The 14884-nt window shown below is 68.3% G+C and carries 18 protein-coding genes; 9 read left to right on the plus strand and 9 right to left on the minus strand.

Going from position 1 to position 14884, the window contains the following annotated elements; genetic code table 11:
• Positions 1–10: 10 nt before the first annotated feature.
• Positions 11–1192 (plus strand): alpha-hydroxy-acid oxidizing protein, encoded by a 1182-nt coding sequence (locus GQS65_RS03585; protein WP_158203303.1) that lies wholly within the window; start codon positions 11–13, stop codon positions 1190–1192.
• A 30-nt stretch (positions 1193–1222) separates the two neighbouring features.
• Here GQS65_RS03585 and GQS65_RS03590 read toward each other — a convergent pair whose 3' ends face one another.
• Complete coding sequence (locus tag GQS65_RS03590) at positions 1223–2218, minus strand: LLM class flavin-dependent oxidoreductase (protein ID WP_158203304.1); 996 nt, start codon at positions 2216–2218, stop codon at positions 1223–1225.
• Positions 2215–3378, minus strand: coding sequence for a CaiB/BaiF CoA transferase family protein (locus tag GQS65_RS03595; protein ID WP_158203305.1), 1164 nt, complete (start codon positions 3376–3378; stop codon positions 2215–2217). The genes GQS65_RS03590 and GQS65_RS03595 overlap by 4 nt, the downstream gene beginning before the upstream one ends.
• Before the next feature lie 116 nt (positions 3379–3494).
• Here GQS65_RS03595 and GQS65_RS03600 point away from each other — a divergent pair, with 116 nt between their 5' ends.
• The 4 genes from GQS65_RS03600 (at position 3495) to GQS65_RS03615 (ending at position 7449) form a co-directional block, all read left to right on the plus strand.
• Positions 3495–5111 carry a long-chain fatty acid--CoA ligase gene (locus GQS65_RS03600; protein ID WP_368279801.1) on the plus strand — a complete coding sequence of 539 codons (1617 nt, stop codon included), beginning with the start codon at positions 3495–3497 and terminating at the stop codon, positions 5109–5111.
• A 318-nt stretch (positions 5112–5429) separates the two neighbouring features.
• Positions 5430–6653 (plus strand): acyl-CoA dehydrogenase family protein, encoded by a 1224-nt coding sequence (locus tag GQS65_RS03605; RefSeq protein ID WP_158203307.1) that lies wholly within the window; start codon positions 5430–5432, stop codon positions 6651–6653.
• Between the two features lie 114 nt (positions 6654–6767).
• Entirely contained in the window at positions 6768–7250 is a 483-nt protein-coding gene (locus GQS65_RS03610; protein WP_158203308.1) for a hypothetical protein, read from the plus strand.
• A 46-nt stretch (positions 7251–7296) separates the two neighbouring features.
• A complete protein-coding gene (locus GQS65_RS03615; protein ID WP_158203309.1) occupies positions 7297–7449 on the plus strand; it encodes a hypothetical protein in 153 nt (50 codons plus the stop codon).
• 63 nt (positions 7450–7512) lie between these two features.
• Here the strand turns inward: GQS65_RS03615 and GQS65_RS03620 are convergent, their stop codons facing one another.
• Together GQS65_RS03620 and GQS65_RS03625 are read right to left on the minus strand one after the other, a co-directional pair.
• Entirely contained in the window at positions 7513–8265 is a 753-nt protein-coding gene (locus GQS65_RS03620) for an SDR family NAD(P)-dependent oxidoreductase (protein ID WP_158203310.1), read from the minus strand.
• A 62-nt stretch (positions 8266–8327) separates the two neighbouring features.
• Positions 8328–8816, minus strand: a complete 489-nt coding sequence (locus GQS65_RS03625) for a redoxin domain-containing protein (protein ID WP_158203311.1) — start codon at positions 8814–8816, stop codon at positions 8328–8330.
• Between the two features lie 75 nt (positions 8817–8891).
• On the opposite strand from GQS65_RS03625, the gene GQS65_RS03630 reads away from it, so the two are divergent.
• Positions 8892–9134 carry a glutaredoxin family protein gene (locus GQS65_RS03630; RefSeq protein WP_158203312.1) on the plus strand — a complete coding sequence of 81 codons (243 nt, stop codon included), beginning with the start codon at positions 8892–8894 and terminating at the stop codon, positions 9132–9134.
• Between the two features lie 89 nt (positions 9135–9223).
• Positions 9224–9382, plus strand: coding sequence for a DUF7563 family protein (locus GQS65_RS21330; protein WP_199268395.1), 159 nt, complete (start codon positions 9224–9226; stop codon positions 9380–9382).
• 30 nt (positions 9383–9412) lie between these two features.
• Here the strand turns inward: GQS65_RS21330 and GQS65_RS03635 are convergent, their stop codons facing one another.
• The 4 genes from GQS65_RS03635 to GQS65_RS03650 all read right to left on the minus strand — a co-directional run bounded on the left by GQS65_RS03635 (position 9413) and on the right by GQS65_RS03650 (position 12448).
• Entirely contained in the window at positions 9413–9814 is a 402-nt protein-coding gene (locus GQS65_RS03635) for a cupin domain-containing protein (protein ID WP_158203313.1), read from the minus strand.
• Positions 9815–9900: 86 nt separating this feature from the next.
• Positions 9901–10650, minus strand: a complete 750-nt coding sequence (locus GQS65_RS03640) for an NAD-dependent deacylase (protein ID WP_158203314.1) — start codon at positions 10648–10650, stop codon at positions 9901–9903.
• A gap of 61 nt (positions 10651–10711) precedes the next feature.
• On the minus strand, positions 10712–10927 hold the full coding sequence (locus GQS65_RS03645; protein WP_158203315.1) for a hypothetical protein: 216 nt from the start codon (positions 10925–10927) through the stop codon (positions 10712–10714).
• A 312-nt stretch (positions 10928–11239) separates the two neighbouring features.
• Positions 11240–12448: an acyl-CoA dehydrogenase family protein gene (locus GQS65_RS03650; protein WP_158203316.1), complete on the minus strand. Its 1209-nt coding sequence runs from the start codon at positions 12446–12448 to the stop codon at positions 11240–11242.
• A 130-nt stretch (positions 12449–12578) separates the two neighbouring features.
• Between GQS65_RS03650 and GQS65_RS03655 the strand changes: the two genes are divergently transcribed.
• Together GQS65_RS03655 and GQS65_RS03660 are read left to right on the plus strand one after the other, a co-directional pair.
• Positions 12579–13373, plus strand: a complete 795-nt coding sequence (locus tag GQS65_RS03655) for an aldo/keto reductase (protein ID WP_158203317.1) — start codon at positions 12579–12581, stop codon at positions 13371–13373.
• Positions 13374–13458: 85 nt separating this feature from the next.
• Positions 13459–14523: a phosphotransferase family protein gene (locus GQS65_RS03660; RefSeq protein WP_158203318.1), complete on the plus strand. Its 1065-nt coding sequence runs from the start codon at positions 13459–13461 to the stop codon at positions 14521–14523.
• A gap of 25 nt (positions 14524–14548) precedes the next feature.
• Here the strand turns inward: GQS65_RS03660 and GQS65_RS03665 are convergent, their stop codons facing one another.
• The gene (locus tag GQS65_RS03665; RefSeq protein WP_158203319.1) at positions 14549–14779 is read right to left on the minus strand and encodes a hypothetical protein; all 231 of its coding nucleotides are present in this window, start codon (positions 14777–14779) and stop codon (positions 14549–14551) included.
• Between the last annotated feature and the right edge of the window lie 105 nt (positions 14780–14884).

The raw sequence follows: 14884 nt of genomic DNA on the forward strand, positions 1-14884 counted from the left end.
ACCGCCCGACATGGCCCCTTCCGACCCGTACGGTGAGAACCGACAGCGAGACATCTACGCGATGGGGATGCTGGCCGACCAGCCGCCGGAACTCCCCCTGCGCTACGAGGAACTGGAACGCGTCGCGCTGAGCGAGATGGACGACGACGCGGCGAACTACCTGGCGGGCGGTGCTGGCGGCGAGCGGACGATGGGGTCGAACACGTCGGCGTTCACGGACTGGAAACTGCTCCCACGGATGCTCCGTGACGTGAGCGAACGCGACCTCTCGGTCGAGATTCTCGGGGACACCTGGGACGTGCCGTTCTGTCTCGCCCCCATCGGCATCCAGACCATCGTACACGAGGACGGCGAGGTGGCGACGGCGCGGGCCGCCGCCGACCTCGACGTCCCGATGTGTCTCAGTTCGGTCGCCTCCGTCACGATGGAGGAGGTGAGCGAGGAACTCGACGAGACGACCAAGTGGTTCCAACTGTACGCCTCCAGCGACCCGGAGATAACCGAGAGTTTCGTCGAACGCGCCGAGGACGCGGGTTTCGACGCCATCGTCCTCACCGCCGACGTCCCCATCCTCGGCTGGCGTGAGCGGGACCTCCAGGGCGGCTATCTCCCGATGCTCGACGGCGAGGGGATGGCGAACTACTTCGCCGACCCCGTGTTCCGCGAGCGACTCGACGTGCCGCCCGAGGAGAACCCCGACGTGGCGACGCAGGCGTTCCTCGACGTGTTCGGCGACCCCTCGATGGACTGGGCCGACCTCGAAGACCTCGTCGAGTCGACGGACCTCCCGGTCGTCGTCAAGGGTATCCTCCACCCCGAAGACGCAGAGGAGGCCATCCGTCGTGGCGCGGAGGGCGTCGCCGTCTCGAACCACGGCGGCCGACAGGTCGACAACTCGGTCGGGGCGCTCGAAGCCCTGCCGAGCGTCGTCGAGACGACGATGGACCGCGTCCCCGTCACCTTCGACTCGGGGATCCGCCGCGGTGCGGACGTGCTCACCGCGATGGCCCTCGGCGCGGACGCGGTGATGGTCGGCCGTCCCTACGCCTGTGGACTCGCCGTCGACGGCCGCGACGGCGTCCGCGAGGTGGTGACGAACCTCCGGGCGGACGTCGACATCACGCTCTCGAACCTCGGGCGGACGAGCGTCGCCGCTCTCGACCGCTCGGCGCTGGTTCCCGACGAGGAGTGAGTCGCGTGGTGGGGCCGGCCGCCCGACGGTTCAGGGCCGTTCGGGGGCGAGTGCCGCCAGCGTCCGGTCGGCGTGGGCCTCCGCTCCGTTCGGAATCACGACGAGCGGCCGGTCCACCACGTCCATCTCCGCGACGGTTCGAAGCTGTTCTCGCGCGTCGTCGGGCGTGCCGGCGACGCCGAGTGCCGCGACCATCTCGTCGGTGACGGCGGCGGCCGCCTCGGGCCGGTTCCCGTCGCGCCACTGCTCGGCCACCTCGTCGGCGGCGTCGGGGAACCGCTTTGCGACCGCGCGGCGGTAGCCCTCGCCGTTACCGACGTAGTACGCGACGTGTTCGCGGAGGTGCTGTCGGGCGGTGTCGGCGTCCTCGGCGACGCACGACGGGACGTACGGTGCGACGGTGATGGCTTCGGGGTCACGACCCGCCTCCTCCGCGTGCTCGGCGATGTAGTCGAACGACTCGGCGAGGGCCGGGAACGGCACGTTGTGGGGGAGCCAACCGTCACAGAGACGGGCGACGACCCGGCGGTTGGCCGGGCCGAGCGCGGCGTGGTAGATGGGAACGTCCCGTCCCAGCGCCGGGAAGTCCGCCGCGTGGTGGCTCTCACCGTCGTACTCGACGCGACCGCTCCCGGTGAGGAACTCACGGGTGAGCTCGACGGTCTCGTGGGCGCGACGGACGGGGTTGGGGTCGTCCCACGCCATGCCGTGGAGGTCCTCGACGGCCTTCTCGGTGGACGTACCGACCCCGAGGCTGAACCGACCGTCCGAGACCCGGTCGAGCGTCGCCGCCGTCATCGCCAGCACCGCGGGCGACCGGGAGTAGACGTTGAGGATGGCCGTCCCGAGGTCGATGCTGTCGGTTCGCGCGGCGATGTCGGTGAGGCGGACGACACCGGACTCCCACCACAGTTCGTTCGTCCAGACCGAGTCGTAGCCCAGGCGTTCGGCCTCGACGGCGAACTCGGTCGGGTCGGGGAGCGCCGGCGAGACGAGCACGCCGAGTCGGTCGAGCGGCTCGCTCATCGAATCGCCCCGGAGTCTCGGAGGTCGGCTATCGTCGCGTCGTCGTACCCCGCCTCGTGCAGGATTGTGTCGGTGTGCTCGCCGTGGCCCGGAACGGACTCCTCGGGGTCGGGTCGGTCCGTGACGGCCGGGAAGCCGAGTCGCGGGCGGTCGCCGTTCGCGTCGACCACGACTCGCTCGCGGACGCTCTCGTCGTCGACGGCCTCGGCGGGCGTGAGGACGGGTTCGACCGTCGTCTGCGGCCCCAACTCGGCCCACTCCTCGCGGGTCCGCTCGGCGAACAGGTCGGCCAGTTCCTCGCGGAGCGCCGCCCGTTCGGCGTCGTCGTCGGTCATGTGATAGCTTCGCAGGTCCTCGCGGTCGACCGCCTCGCAGAACGCCGCCCAGAACTGCGGTTCGAGCGCCGCGAGCGTCACGTAGCCGTCACTCGCCTCGTAGACGTCGTACCACGGGTACGCGCCGGTCAGCGGCGTCTCACCGGGACGTGGGCCGTTCTCGCCCTCGCTCCGGCCGGCCCCGAACGCTTCGGCGGCGTGGGCCTGCCCGAAGGTGAGCGCGACGTCGGCCATCGCCACGTCGACGTAGCTCCCACCGTTCCCGAACGACCGGGAGAGCAGTCCCGAGACGACGGCGAAGGCGGTGAACAGCCCACCGCTCAGGTCGCCGATCTGGTAGCCCGGTACGCGGGGGGCTTCGGCCTCGCTCTCGCGCGTCATGTCGAGCAGGCCCGCCCGGCCGACGTAGTTCAGGTCGTGGCCCGCCCGGTCTGCGAGCGGTCCGGTCTGGCCGTAGCCGGTGAGAGCGACGTAGACCAGGTCCTCGTTGTACTCGGCCAGCGTCTCGGAGTCCACGCCCAGTCGCTCGACGACGCCGGGCCGGAACGACTCGACGACGGCGTCGGCGTCCTCGACGAGCGCGTAGAACGCCTCTCGGCCCGCGTCGCTCTTCAGGTCGAGCGCGACGCTCCGCTTCCCGCGGTTGACGCCGTCGAACACCGCGCCGACGCCGTCGACCGTCGGAGGCATGTGTCGGGCGTAGTCGCCCGTGTCCGTGTCCTCGACCTTCACCACGTCCGCGCCGAGGTCCGCGAGCAGTTGGGTCGCGTACGGTCCCGGCAGCAGCCGAGTGAGGTCCAGCACCCGCACGTCGGTCAGTCGCATACGTCGGTGTCACGGGGGGTGGACATAAACGTCGGTGGGGCCCACCCGTCGAGGGCCTCCTCGCGTTCGCCAGAACGGCTATCCGTCTCGCATGCAATCTGACACTATCTGTTATGATGGACGTGCAACTGACGCTCGACCACCTGCTCGCTCGTGCCGTCGACCTGTTCCCGGACCGTGAAATCGTGACGAAGACGCCGAGCGGAGACCTGCATCGTTACACGTACGCCGAGATGGCAGCGCGGGCAGCGCAGTTGGCGGGGGCGCTCGACGACCTCGGTCTGGAGACGGGCGACCGGGTAGCGACCGTCGCCGCGAACAACTACCGGCACCTCGAACTCTACTTCGGGCCGGCGTGTTCGGGCCGCTCGATGCATATGTGCAATATGCGTCTCCCCGACGAGCACTTCCAGTTCATCGTCGAGGACGCGGGCGACCGGGTGCTGTTCGTCGACCCGGCGTTCGTCGAGAAGGTCGAGGCGAACGCCGACGAACTCGACAGCGTGGAGCAGTACGTCGTCCTCGCCGACGAGGTACCCGAGACGTCTCTGGAACCGGTGGTCGCGTACGAGGACCTCCTGGAGGGACAGCCGACAAGCTACGACTGGCCGGACCTCGACGAGGAGCGGGAGTGTGGGATGTGCTACACCTCGGGGACCACCGGGAAGCCGAAGGGCGTCGTCTACACCCACCGCGGTATCTCCCTCCACAGCCTGATGTCGGGGCACGTCGATACGAACCGTCTCGGACAGGCCGACACCGTTCTCCCCGTGGTGCCGATGTTCCACGCCAACGGCTGGGGGCTTCCCTACGCTGCGACGTTCGTCGGCGCGAAACAGGTGCTTCCGGGGGTCCACACCGACCCCGCCTCGGTGGCCGAACTCATCGACGACGAGGCGGTGACCGTCTCCGCCGCCGTCCCGACTATCTGGCTGGAGATGGCGAACTACCTCGACGACCATCCCGAGATGGATATCTCGAACGTCGACCGTCTCACCGTCGGGGGGAGCGCCCCGCCGGAGTCGCTCATCCGCCGGTACGACGAGCAGTACGACGCCCCCATCATCCAAGGCTGGGGGATGACCGAGACGTCGCCCCTCGGGACGCTGAGTACGCTCCGTGAGGAGCTTCGGGAGGCGGACCCGGAGACACGGTACCGCTACCGCGCGAAGGCCGGGATGCCCGTGCCGGGGATGCAGGTCCGCATCCGCGACGACGACGGCGAGGAGGTGCCCCGCGACGGCGAGTCGATGGGCGAGTTGCAGGTCCGTGCACCGTGGGTCGTCGACGAGTACCACCAGCGCCCGGACGCGACCCGCGAGTCGTTCACCGAGGACGGCTACCTCAGAACTGGCGATATCGCCACGATGGACGAGTACGGCTACGTCGACGTCGTGGACCGGACGAAAGACGTCATCAAGTCCGGTGGCGAGTGGATTTCGAGCGTCGAACTGGAGAACGAACTGATGGCGCACGAAGCCGTCGCGGAGGCGACGGTCATCGCCGTCGACCACGAGAAGTGGCAGGAGCGCCCGATGGCCTGCGTCGTCCTGCGCGAGGGCCACGACGCGACGACAGAGGACCTGAACGACCACCTCGGCGAGCGCTTCCCGAGCTGGTGGCTCCCGGACAGCTACGAGTTCGTTGAGGCTATCCCCCGCACGTCGACGGGGAAGTTCGACAAGATGACGCTCCGCCGGCAGTACGACGACGTCCGCCTCGGCCCCGAGTGAGGCAAGCCCGAGGACGCGGAGGAGGCGGGTCGTGAGACGGCCCAGTTCGTCGACGGCGACACCAGTGAGTGGACCATCGTCGAAGACGGGACGCACTTCTACACCCACATCGACGGCGAGCGCCTCGCTGACCGCCGGCCAGTTCGACCGACTTCCCGGTTCGACCGACTCCCCGAGTAGCGGAGCGGCACCGTCTCGCGGGGGCGATGGCCGTCAGAACGCCGGAGCAGCACGCGACGCTCCTGTGCCGCTACCGCGAGCGACTCGGCCGAACCCCCCCGACCCAGCGGTTAAGCCCCCTCGTGTCCAGGCTCCGACATGGCAACACAGGACACGGCCACCGACGGCGTCTCGTTCGTCGAACCCGAGGAGTGGCGACTCGTCCGCTCGTCGCTCGACGAGTTCGTCGAACGCGAGGTCGAACCACTCCAATCCGAACTGGGCGAGACGTGGTCGAACCCGCGACTGCGCCACGAGGCCGACGGGCGGTGGGTCGACGAGGCCATCGAGGCCGTCGAGACGGTCCGAAAGAAGAGCGCCGACGCCGGCTTCTACGCGATGAACATGTCCGAGGAGTACGGCGGCGAGGGCGTCTCCAACGTGACGTGGTACCGCGCGAAACGCCACGTCGCCAGCCACGGGACCGGTCTGGTCTCGCAGATGCTCGCCGGCCCGGAGGGACCGAAACCGCTGCTCGCCAACGCCGAGGGCGACCAGGTCGAGACGTATCTGAAGCCGGTGGTTCGCGGCGAGAAGTCGACGGGGTTCGGCCAGACCGAACCCGGTGCGGGGTCGGACTCGCCGAACATGCAGACCCGCGCGGAGAAGGAGGGTTCGGAGTGGGTGCTCAACGGCACGAAGCAGTGGATCACCAACGCTCCCTACGCCGACTTCCTCCAGGTGTTCGCACGGACGACGCCACAGGAGGAAGCGGGTCGCTACGGCGGTATCACCTGCTTCCTCGTCGAGCGTGACGAGTACGAGGTCGGGTCGTTCAACAACGCCGTCGGCTCCGTGGGGATGCAGGCGGAGGTCCACTTCGACGACGTCCGCCTCGGCGAGGACCGCGTGCTCGGTACGGTCGACGGCGCGTTCTACGAGGCGATGGACTTCCTCTCGCTCGGCCGACTGGAACTCGGCGCGGAGGCCGTCGGCCACGCCGACCACCTGCTCGAACTCGGGACGGAGTACGCGAACGACCGTGAGGCGTTCGGCCGCCCCATCGGAACGTTCCAGGGCATCTCGCACAAACTCGCCCGTGGTCGCACGAGCGTCGACGCCGCGGACGCCCTCGGTCTGCGACTCGCCTGGAAGATGGACGCCGGCGAGCAGGCTATCCAGGACGCCTCCTCGTTCAAGTACTTCGCCACGAACACCTACTTCGACGTCGCCGACGACGTGGTGCAGGTCCACGGCGGCAACGGCCTCTCGGAGGACAACCCGTTCATGGCTCACCTCCAGATGGCCCGTCTGCTCCGCATCGTCGAGGGCACCGACGAGATTCAGCTGAACACCGTCGCCAAGCAGATGGGCGTCCAGTAGCGGTAGGGACAGCCTACGTGAACTATCCACGAAGGTGTAAGTACCAAACAATGGAAAGTTATACTGTGGTGTCGGTTGTCGAACCCATATCCCCGGAGCGCTCGGGGCACATCCATGTCCATCCATCCACCGACCACCGACCGGGTTTCGACCCCGGCTTCGACCCCGAAACACTGGTACACACCGCTCGGCTACGCCGTCGGGACGACGGTGACCCTCACCGCCTTCGCCTACGTCGTGGCACTGACCGGCGGTGAGACGGCAGCGGCGGCCAGGGAGACGGGACAACTGCTGTTCGCCGTCGTCTCGCTCGTCGGACTCGCCGTCTATCCGGCGCTGTTCAAGGACGCACTCCACCTCAGCGAGCGGCCGACCGAGTGGCGACCCGCCTGGAAGGCGCACATGTCGTTCGGTCTCCTCATCCCGCTCGCCGTCTTCGTCGTCGCTAGCGTCCAGTTTCCGGCGCGGGCCGGGGAACTGGCGTTCCTCTCACACGCCGCCGCGGCTACCGTCGTCTCCTACACCTACCTCTACCGCCGCCACCGGACGGTCGGGCTTCGGTCCTCGACCGGTCGGATGGCCCACTCGAACTCCTGAGGGCGGCCGACGGCGAGTCGATTTCGCCGCCGGTGTCGTCGCACTCGTGTTCGCCCAGACCAGGCGTGCCCTGACGGCCATCGTCGGTATCAGCGTTCTCGCGACCGCCTACCGGACGCTGGCCGAAGCCGGCGCTACCGCGAAACCCCCCGGTCTCGGCCCCCCGACACCCGGAACCGGCGCGAGCGGTGGCGTCTGAACCGACGGCCCCGAGTCACACCGCCCCTACTCGGCCGCACCTCGTCGTCCACCGGTCGGTCACTCAGACGTACCGTTCGGTACCCCTCTTCACCAGCGAGGGGACGCGACGGACGAGCGCCATCCCCAGTCGCGTCTGCCAGTCGGCGTAGACGGCCGCGTCCGTCGACTCGATTCGGTCGGCCAGCCTCCGTCCGACGTACTCCGGGTCCTTCACGGCGAAGGAGGGGTACTTCAGTCGGGCCGCCGACCGCGTGTTCGTCGCCGGAGGATACAGCAGCGTACAGGCGATACCGTCGGGTTCGAGTTCGAGGCGGAGCGAGCGCGTGAACGCCTCGATGGCTCCCTTCGTCGCCGCGTAGCCCGAGAGCGAGGGGTGGCCGACCTGTCCCACCCCCGAACTCACGTTGTGGACGATACCGCCACCCTGTGCTCTCATCCGTGGGAGGACCGCTCTGATGGTCCGCAGGTAGCCGAAGACGTTGACGTCGAACTCCCGTTCGGTCGCGTCGGGCGACACCTCGTCGAACCGTCCGAGTTCGAAGACGGCCGCGTTGTTGACGAGGACGTCGATGCGCCCCCACTCGCCGACGACGGCGTCGACGGCTGACTCGACGGCGTCCGTGTCCGTCACGTCGCACTCGTAGTATCGGACCTGCTCGGGGTGGCGCTCGCGGAGCGACTGGAGGGCGCTCACGTCGACGTCGAACCCCGCGACGAGGTAGCCGTCGTCGACGAGCGACCGTAGCAGGTGGTAGCCGATTCCCTCGTTGGCACCCGTGACGACGACGACCCTTCCTAGCTCGGACGGACTCATGCTACGACGGAGAGGCGACCGTCGGCAATCAGTCTACTGACAGGATCGGGCGGTCGAGTCGCTCACCGAGTGAGCGACTCTGCCGCCTCGGCCACCTCCTCGCGGGGGGCGGGAGAGATCCAGTCGTCCGCTACCCACCGGTAGCGTACCTCACGGTCGCCGTCGACGACGAACGTCGCACGTATCGGCGTCGTGACGCCGTCCATCCCGTGGCGCTCGGTCAGCAGGTCGAACGCCTCCCCGGCGACGGCGTCCGTGTCGGCGTAGAGGCGGAACGGACTCTCGAGATAGCGCAGGAAGGCGTTCTGCGCGTAGGGGCCGTCGCGGCTGACGCCGACGACGGGGGCGTCGAACTCGGCCCACCCCGCACGCTCGTAGCGTTTCCACCAGTTCTCGGCGATGGCGGAGAACGCGAACGCCGAGAAGACGAGCACCGCGCCGCCGGTCTCGGTCTCCCGGCACACGTCGTCGAAAGACGTCACGCGGAACGTCTCGCCGTCACACAGCAGCGTCTCGAAGTCGGGGGCGCGGTCGCCCACCTCGGGTGGCATGCAGGTGGCTCGCACGCGTCGGACATTAAACCCGGTGTGCAGGGGTTTTTGCCGGCGTGGCCCGTGAGAGGAGATATGAGCCTCACGCTGTATCGGCTGGAAGGCTGTCCGTACTGTGAACTGGTCGTCGACCGCATGGAGGAACTGGACCTCGACTTCGAGAGTGTCTGGGTGGAGGGCCTGCACTCCAAGCGCGACGAGGTCAAGCGCGTCTCGGGTCAGCGTGGCGTCCCGGTCCTGGTCGACGACTCACGAGGACTGACGATGGCCGAGTCCGAGCGCATCGTGGAGTACGTCGACACCTCCTACGCGAACTGAGCGGCCGGCCTGACACCGTCGAGCCGACGCCGATGTAATTTCGTTCCGAGTGACACAGGTATATACGTCGGGATTGGCAAGGGTAGGGCATGGCTACCTGCCAAAACTGCAGCTCGTTCGTCACGGAGGCGTACGTTCGGGTGTTCGCGCCGGACGAGATGGAGACCGTCCGCGTCTGCCCGAACTGTGAAGACAAGCTTCGTGACGGTGCCGAGATACGCGAGGCACGGTCGTCGCGCGGTAACTGACTACGGCTCTCGTGGTTCGCGGGTCGTCGCTCACTCGTCGAGCGCGTGCGGGTTGAGACCGGGGTCGTCGACGGCGGGCGCACCGAGCGCGAGGACGACCCCCTGTTCGTCGCCGACGTTCCGGTGGCCGTGCCCGATGCGCGGCCCCGCTCGGTAGAAGGTTCCGGGACCGATTTCGCGGTACTCCTCCTCGCCGGACTTCCCCACCTTCACCGAGAACGTCCCCGCCATGACGTAGAACAGTTCCTCCTGCTGGTCGTGAGCGTGGTACTGAATCTCCTCGCCGGGGTCGATGTACCAGAGTTTCACCTTCATCTCCTCGGCCCCGAGCGCCTCGTCGATGGGACGCATGTCGTGGTCCGGCGGAATCTCCTCGACGGTCGAGAGGTCCACGACGTCTACCTCGTCGGTCTGGACGATGCTGTAGTCCATGTGGCCCGTCCACGTCCCTCACACTAATAGCTTGACTGGCGATCGGTCACCCGGTCGACCTGTCGGGCCGTCGGTGGCCTGACTCCTCAGACGACCCGGTCGGCGAGTCGCGGGAGCACGTCGGTGACGTCGTCGCGGACGTCGAACGCGGCACGGTCCGACAGCGGCGTCTCGTCGAGATTGACGATGGCGAGCGTCGCGCCATGGGCGGCCGCCGTCCGTGGGAGGCCCGCTGCGGGTTCGACCGAGAGCGACGACCCGACGGCGAGGAACACGTCCGCCCCCCGTGCGAGCGACTGCGCTCGCTGCATCGCCCCGACGGGCAACTGCTCGCCGAACAGCACCACGTCGGGTTTCAGCAGGCCGCCACAGTCACAGCGTGGGGGTCGTTCGCCGTCTCGGACGCGTTCGCGGACCGCCTCGGCGTCGGAGCGGTCGCCACAGTCCAGACAGACGACCCGCGAGCGGTCGCCGTGGAGTTCGATCACGTCCTCGCTCCCGGCCGCCCGGTGGAGGCCGTCGACGTTCTGCGTGACGACGGCGTCGAGGTGGCCGGCAGCTTCGAGACGGGCGAGCGCCTCGTGTGCGGGGTTCGGGCCGACGTCCGCGGCTAGCTCCTCGGCGAGGTCGAGGCGGTCGACCCAGAACCCGGCCGGGTCCGCTCGCAGTCGGCGGACGTGGAAGTCGTTCGTATCGTAGCGGTTCCAGAGGCCGTCCTCGCCCCGGAAGTCGGGGATACCCGAGGCCGTCGAGACGCCCGCGCCCGTGAACGCCACGACGGACTCGGCGGCCCGGACGGTGTCGGCGAGCGCCTCGATAGTCGCGTCGTCGGTCATGTCTCCCCGTCGGGACCGCGTCCACAAGAGCACGTCCCCGCCGTCGAGGCCTCGTGGTCGGTCAGGCGTCCCGCACGACCCAGTTGTCCGCCGACTCGCCGACGACGAGCGTGAACCGCTCGGTCTCGCCGGTCCGGACGAGTTTCACCGACACCTCGTGGTCGCCCTCGGTCGGGCCACCCGGGTCGATGGACTCGACGGAGTGTCGCTCCGCGAACCGTCGGGATGCCCACTGTCCGACCGCTTCCTCGACCGTCTCGCCGGTACCGGATGCCATACCGTTCAGCGTGTCACGCGAACGAAAAACGCTGTCGGCCGGTCGAGGGGGGTTCGCGTCTTCACACCCGACCGGACTGCCCGCGAGCGGGCCGACGACTGAACGGCGGCGCACAGCGCCGAAGTGAGGGAGGAGTGCTTTTGCCGCCAGAGTCGGAGATCTCTGGCTGCTAACCGAACGCCTCCGGCTTTCGGTGATGCGGTCAGAGCGCGGTGCGCTCTGACTGTCCGCAGATTCGCGGCGCGAATCTGCGATGCTCCAGCGTTTACCCTGTGGGGGTGAACGAGCGCAGCGAGTGCCCCCCACTCGTGGCTAAAAGGTGGGTGTGTTGTCGATACTCGGGTCCGAGACCTCCTCGAAGGCGTCGCGGGCGATGACGCGCTTGTGGACCTCGTCCGCGCCGTCGACGATGCGGAACGCACGGACCGCCTCGTAGAAGTCCGCCAGCGGCAGGTCGCGGCCGATGCCGTTGCCACCGCAGGCCTGGACGGCGAAGTCGATGGTCTCCTGGGTGGTGTTGGCGGCGAACACCTTGCACATCGAGACGGGGACGCGGGCCTCCTCGCCGGCGGTGATCTGTGCGGCGGCGTGGCGCACCATCGTCCGGACGGCGTGGAGTTCGGTCTCGTACTCGGCCACGTTGAACCGCTGGGACTGCTTGTCGGCGAGCGAGGAGTCGAACGCCTCGCGCTCGCTCATGTACGCCTTGGCGACGGTCAGTGCCCGCGTCGCCATGCCCGTAAAGCGCATACAGTGGGTGAGGCGGGCGGGGCCGAGACGCTGTTGGGCGTGGGCGAACCCCTCGTTCTCCACGCCGAGCAGTGCGGATTCGGGGACGCGCACGTCGTCGTAGGTGATCTCGGCGTGCGTGGCGTGGACGAGCGACGGGCCGAGGTGGGGGATGTCACGCTCGACGGTGACGCCGTCTGCGTCGGCGTCGACGAGGAAGAGCGAACAGCCGGCGTAGGGGTGGGCCTCCTGGTCGGTCTTCGCCATCACGATGAAGACGTCGGCCTCGCTGCCCTGCGTCGTCCACCACTTGTGGCCGTTTATGACCCACTCGTCGCCCTCCTTCTCGGCGGTGGTCTTGAGCATCTTCGGGTCCGAGCCTGCGCCGTCGCGCGGTTCGGTCATCGAGAACGCGGAGTTGATGTCGCCGGCGACGAGCGGTTTCAGGTACTCCCCTTTCTGCTCGTCGGTGCCGACGAGTTCGATGGTGTGCATGTTGCCCTCGTCGGGGGCGTCGACCCGCATCGCGGACGCGCCCAGCAGGGAGCGGCCGGCCTCCTCGAACAGCGGGAGGACGTCGCGGAACTCGTAGCCACCGCCACCCCACTCCTCGTGAATCTGCGGGCAGAACACGTCGCGTTCGCGGGCCTCCGCGCGAAGGTCCTCGATGACCGACGACGGGACCGGGCCGTCCCCGAGGTACTCGCGTTCGGTGGGGATGACCTCTTCGTCCATGAACTCGCGTGCTCGGTCACGGAGGTCACGGGCCGTCTGTGAGTCGTCGTACTCCATACCCACCACACCGACCGGACCACCGTAAAGGTGCGCGCCGGTAGCACGTCCCGTCGGCGGCCGTTCGTCGAAACCGGCCGACGGTGCCTGCATGGACTGGCTTTTTGCATCCACCACGAGTGGGACGGCTATGGACGACCTGCCATCACCGGGGCTCGGCACGTCCGGCTACGATGGGCACGACGAGTGTGCCGACAGCGTTCGGACCGCCCTCGACCTCGGCTATCGTCACGTCGACACCGCCCAGATGTACGACACCGAGGAGGCGGTCGGCGAGGCGCTGGCCGACAGCGACGTGGACCGCGAGGCGGTGTTCGTCGCCACGAAAATCCTCCCCGAGAACCTCGCACACGACGACGTACTGGAGACGGGCCGTGCGTCGGCCGACCGACTCGGCGTCGACACCATCGACCTGCTGTACGTCCACTGGCCGACCGACGCCTACGACGCCGAGGACACCCTGCCGGCGTTCGACCGACTCGTCGACGAGGGCCTCGTCGACCACGTCGGCCTCTCGAACTTCACCCCCGAGTTGCTGGACGAGGCCCGCGACGTACTCGACGCCCCCGTCTTCGCCCACCAGGTCGAGTGCCACCCGCTGCTCCCACAGGACGACCTCCGGGAGTACGCCCGCGAGGACGACCACCACCTCGTCGCGTACGGCCCGTTCGCTCGCGGCGCGGTCACCGACGACGAGACGGTCACGAGCGTCGCCGAGGAGCAGGGACTCTCCGTACAGGAGGTCCTGCTGGCGTGGCAGTTCTCGAAGGGGAACGTCCCCATCCCGAAGGCGACGGGCGAGGACCACCTCCGGTCGAACCTCGACGCACGCGACGTCGACCTCCCGCGAGAGGCCATCGACCGTCTCGACGCCATCGAGGAGCGGACCCGCCGGTTCGACCCCGACCACGCGCCCTGGAACTGAACAGAGTTCTCTCACGCTCCGCTCGCGCTGGGTCGAACGCCGTCCGCCGGAAGCTATTCGTCGTTCGGTTCCGACTCATGTGCCAATGAGCGACGGGGAGTACTTCGACCGAATCGTCGACGTGGACCGCCTCGCCGAGTTCCTCGAATCGGAACTCGGCCCCGCCGAGGAGTACCACGTCGAACACCACCAGGAGGGTCACTCCAACGAGACGCTGTTCGTCACGTGGGGGGCCCGTGAACTGGTCATCCGCCGCCCGCCTCCCGGCGAAATCGCCGAGAGCGCCCACGACGTGCTCCGGGAGTACCAGGTGATGGACGCGTTGCAGGACACGGACGTCCCGCTTCCGACCACCGTCGCCGCCTCGGAGGACCACGACGTCATCGGCAGTGACTTCTACGTCATGGACCGCGTCGCTGGCGACGTGCTCCGTGAGGGCATCCCCGAGCGCTTCGAGACGCCCGACGCTCGTGAGGCCATCGGGCGGGAACTCGTCGACGGCCTCGCCGAGATTCACGCGGTGGACTACGAGACGGTCGGGTTGGAGGAGTTCGGCTACCCGCCGGAGTTCACCCAGCGACAGGTCGACCGCTGGACCAAGCAGTTGATGTGGGCGTTCGAGGTCACTGCCGAGGAACGGGAGGTGCCGAAGCTCTACGACGTGATGGAGTGGCTCAGCGAGAACGTCCCCGAGGAGCCACCGAACACGCTCGTCCACGGCGACTACAAACTGGACAACGTGATGTACGGGCCGGCAGACGACCCGGACCTCGTCGCCGTCTTCGACTGGGAGATGAGCACGCTCGGGGACCCCTTCACGGACCTCGGCTGGATGCTGTCGTACTGGCGCGACGCGAAAGACCCCGACCCCGCGGTCCCGGAACTGACGGCGCAGTTCATGGAGGGCGAGGAGTTCCTCACGCGTGAGGAACTGGTCGAACGCTACGAGGCACACACCGGCTTCGAGTTCGAACACGAGCGGTTCTACCGGACGCTCGCCGTCTACAAACTCGCCGGTCTCGGCGAGATGTTCTTCCGGCGCTATCTGGAGGGGAACTCCGACGACCCGATGTACCCGACGATGCGCGAACGCGTCCCGGCGCTCGCCGACCGCGCGACGCGCATCGTCGAGGGCGACGAACCGCTCTGACCAGCGGTTCTGCACAGCTATCGACTCAGCGCACGAGGCCGCCGACCGTGAGCATCGCGCCGACGAGTGCGAGGACGATGCCCATCGCTCTGTTTCCACGGACCTTCCATCGAGCGGGTTCGACAGGGCCAGTTCGGACGCTCCCGATGGCGTCCCACTGCTCTTCGAGACGGGCGACGGTTTCGGCACGGGTCACGAGGACCACACCGCCGAGTCCGACGAGGAGGCCGACGGCGACGGTGGAGGGTTCGACCATACCGCCCGTTCGACGGGAGAAGTGTAAGCGTTCTGTCCGGCGGTCACGGCCGCGAACCCGACGAGCGACGGGCCTGTCCAGTCGAACCCGTTCGATGCGTGTCGT

It is taken from the genome of Halomarina oriensis (genome assembly GCF_009791395.1).
Lineage (GTDB): Archaea > Halobacteriota > Halobacteria > Halobacteriales > Haloarculaceae > Halomarina > Halomarina oriensis.

Coding starts and splice junctions, on each gene's coding strand:
- GQS65_RS03590 (WP_158203304.1), bottom strand. CDS start 2,218: ATGAGCGAGCCGCTCGACCGACTCGGCGTGCTCGTCTCGCCGGCGCTC.
- GQS65_RS03605 (WP_158203307.1), top strand. CDS start 5,430: ATGGCAACACAGGACACGGCCACCGACGGCGTCTCGTTCGTCGAACCC.
- GQS65_RS03650 (WP_158203316.1), bottom strand. CDS start 12,448: ATGGAGTACGACGACTCACAGACGGCCCGTGACCTCCGTGACCGAGCA.
- GQS65_RS03660 (WP_158203318.1), top strand. CDS start 13,459: ATGAGCGACGGGGAGTACTTCGACCGAATCGTCGACGTGGACCGCCTC.
- GQS65_RS03595 (WP_158203305.1), bottom strand. CDS start 3,378: ATGCGACTGACCGACGTGCGGGTGCTGGACCTCACTCGGCTGCTGCCG.
- GQS65_RS03655 (WP_158203317.1), top strand. CDS start 12,579: ATGGACGACCTGCCATCACCGGGGCTCGGCACGTCCGGCTACGATGGG.
- GQS65_RS03640 (WP_158203314.1), bottom strand. CDS start 10,650: ATGACCGACGACGCGACTATCGAGGCGCTCGCCGACACCGTCCGGGCC.
- GQS65_RS03635 (WP_158203313.1), bottom strand. CDS start 9,814: ATGGACTACAGCATCGTCCAGACCGACGAGGTAGACGTCGTGGACCTC.
- GQS65_RS03625 (WP_158203311.1), bottom strand. CDS start 8,816: ATGCCACCCGAGGTGGGCGACCGCGCCCCCGACTTCGAGACGCTGCTG.
- GQS65_RS03600 (WP_368279801.1), top strand. CDS start 3,495: ATGGACGTGCAACTGACGCTCGACCACCTGCTCGCTCGTGCCGTCGAC.
- GQS65_RS03645 (WP_158203315.1), bottom strand. CDS start 10,927: ATGGCATCCGGTACCGGCGAGACGGTCGAGGAAGCGGTCGGACAGTGG.
- GQS65_RS03610 (WP_158203308.1), top strand. CDS start 6,768: ATGTCCATCCATCCACCGACCACCGACCGGGTTTCGACCCCGGCTTCG.
- GQS65_RS03665 (WP_158203319.1), bottom strand. CDS start 14,779: ATGGTCGAACCCTCCACCGTCGCCGTCGGCCTCCTCGTCGGACTCGGC.
- GQS65_RS03585 (WP_158203303.1), top strand. CDS start 11: ATGGCCCCTTCCGACCCGTACGGTGAGAACCGACAGCGAGACATCTAC.
- GQS65_RS03620 (WP_158203310.1), bottom strand. CDS start 8,265: ATGAGTCCGTCCGAGCTAGGAAGGGTCGTCGTCGTCACGGGTGCCAAC.
- GQS65_RS03630 (WP_158203312.1), top strand. CDS start 8,892: ATGAGCCTCACGCTGTATCGGCTGGAAGGCTGTCCGTACTGTGAACTG.
- GQS65_RS21330 (WP_199268395.1), top strand. CDS start 9,224: ATGGCTACCTGCCAAAACTGCAGCTCGTTCGTCACGGAGGCGTACGTT.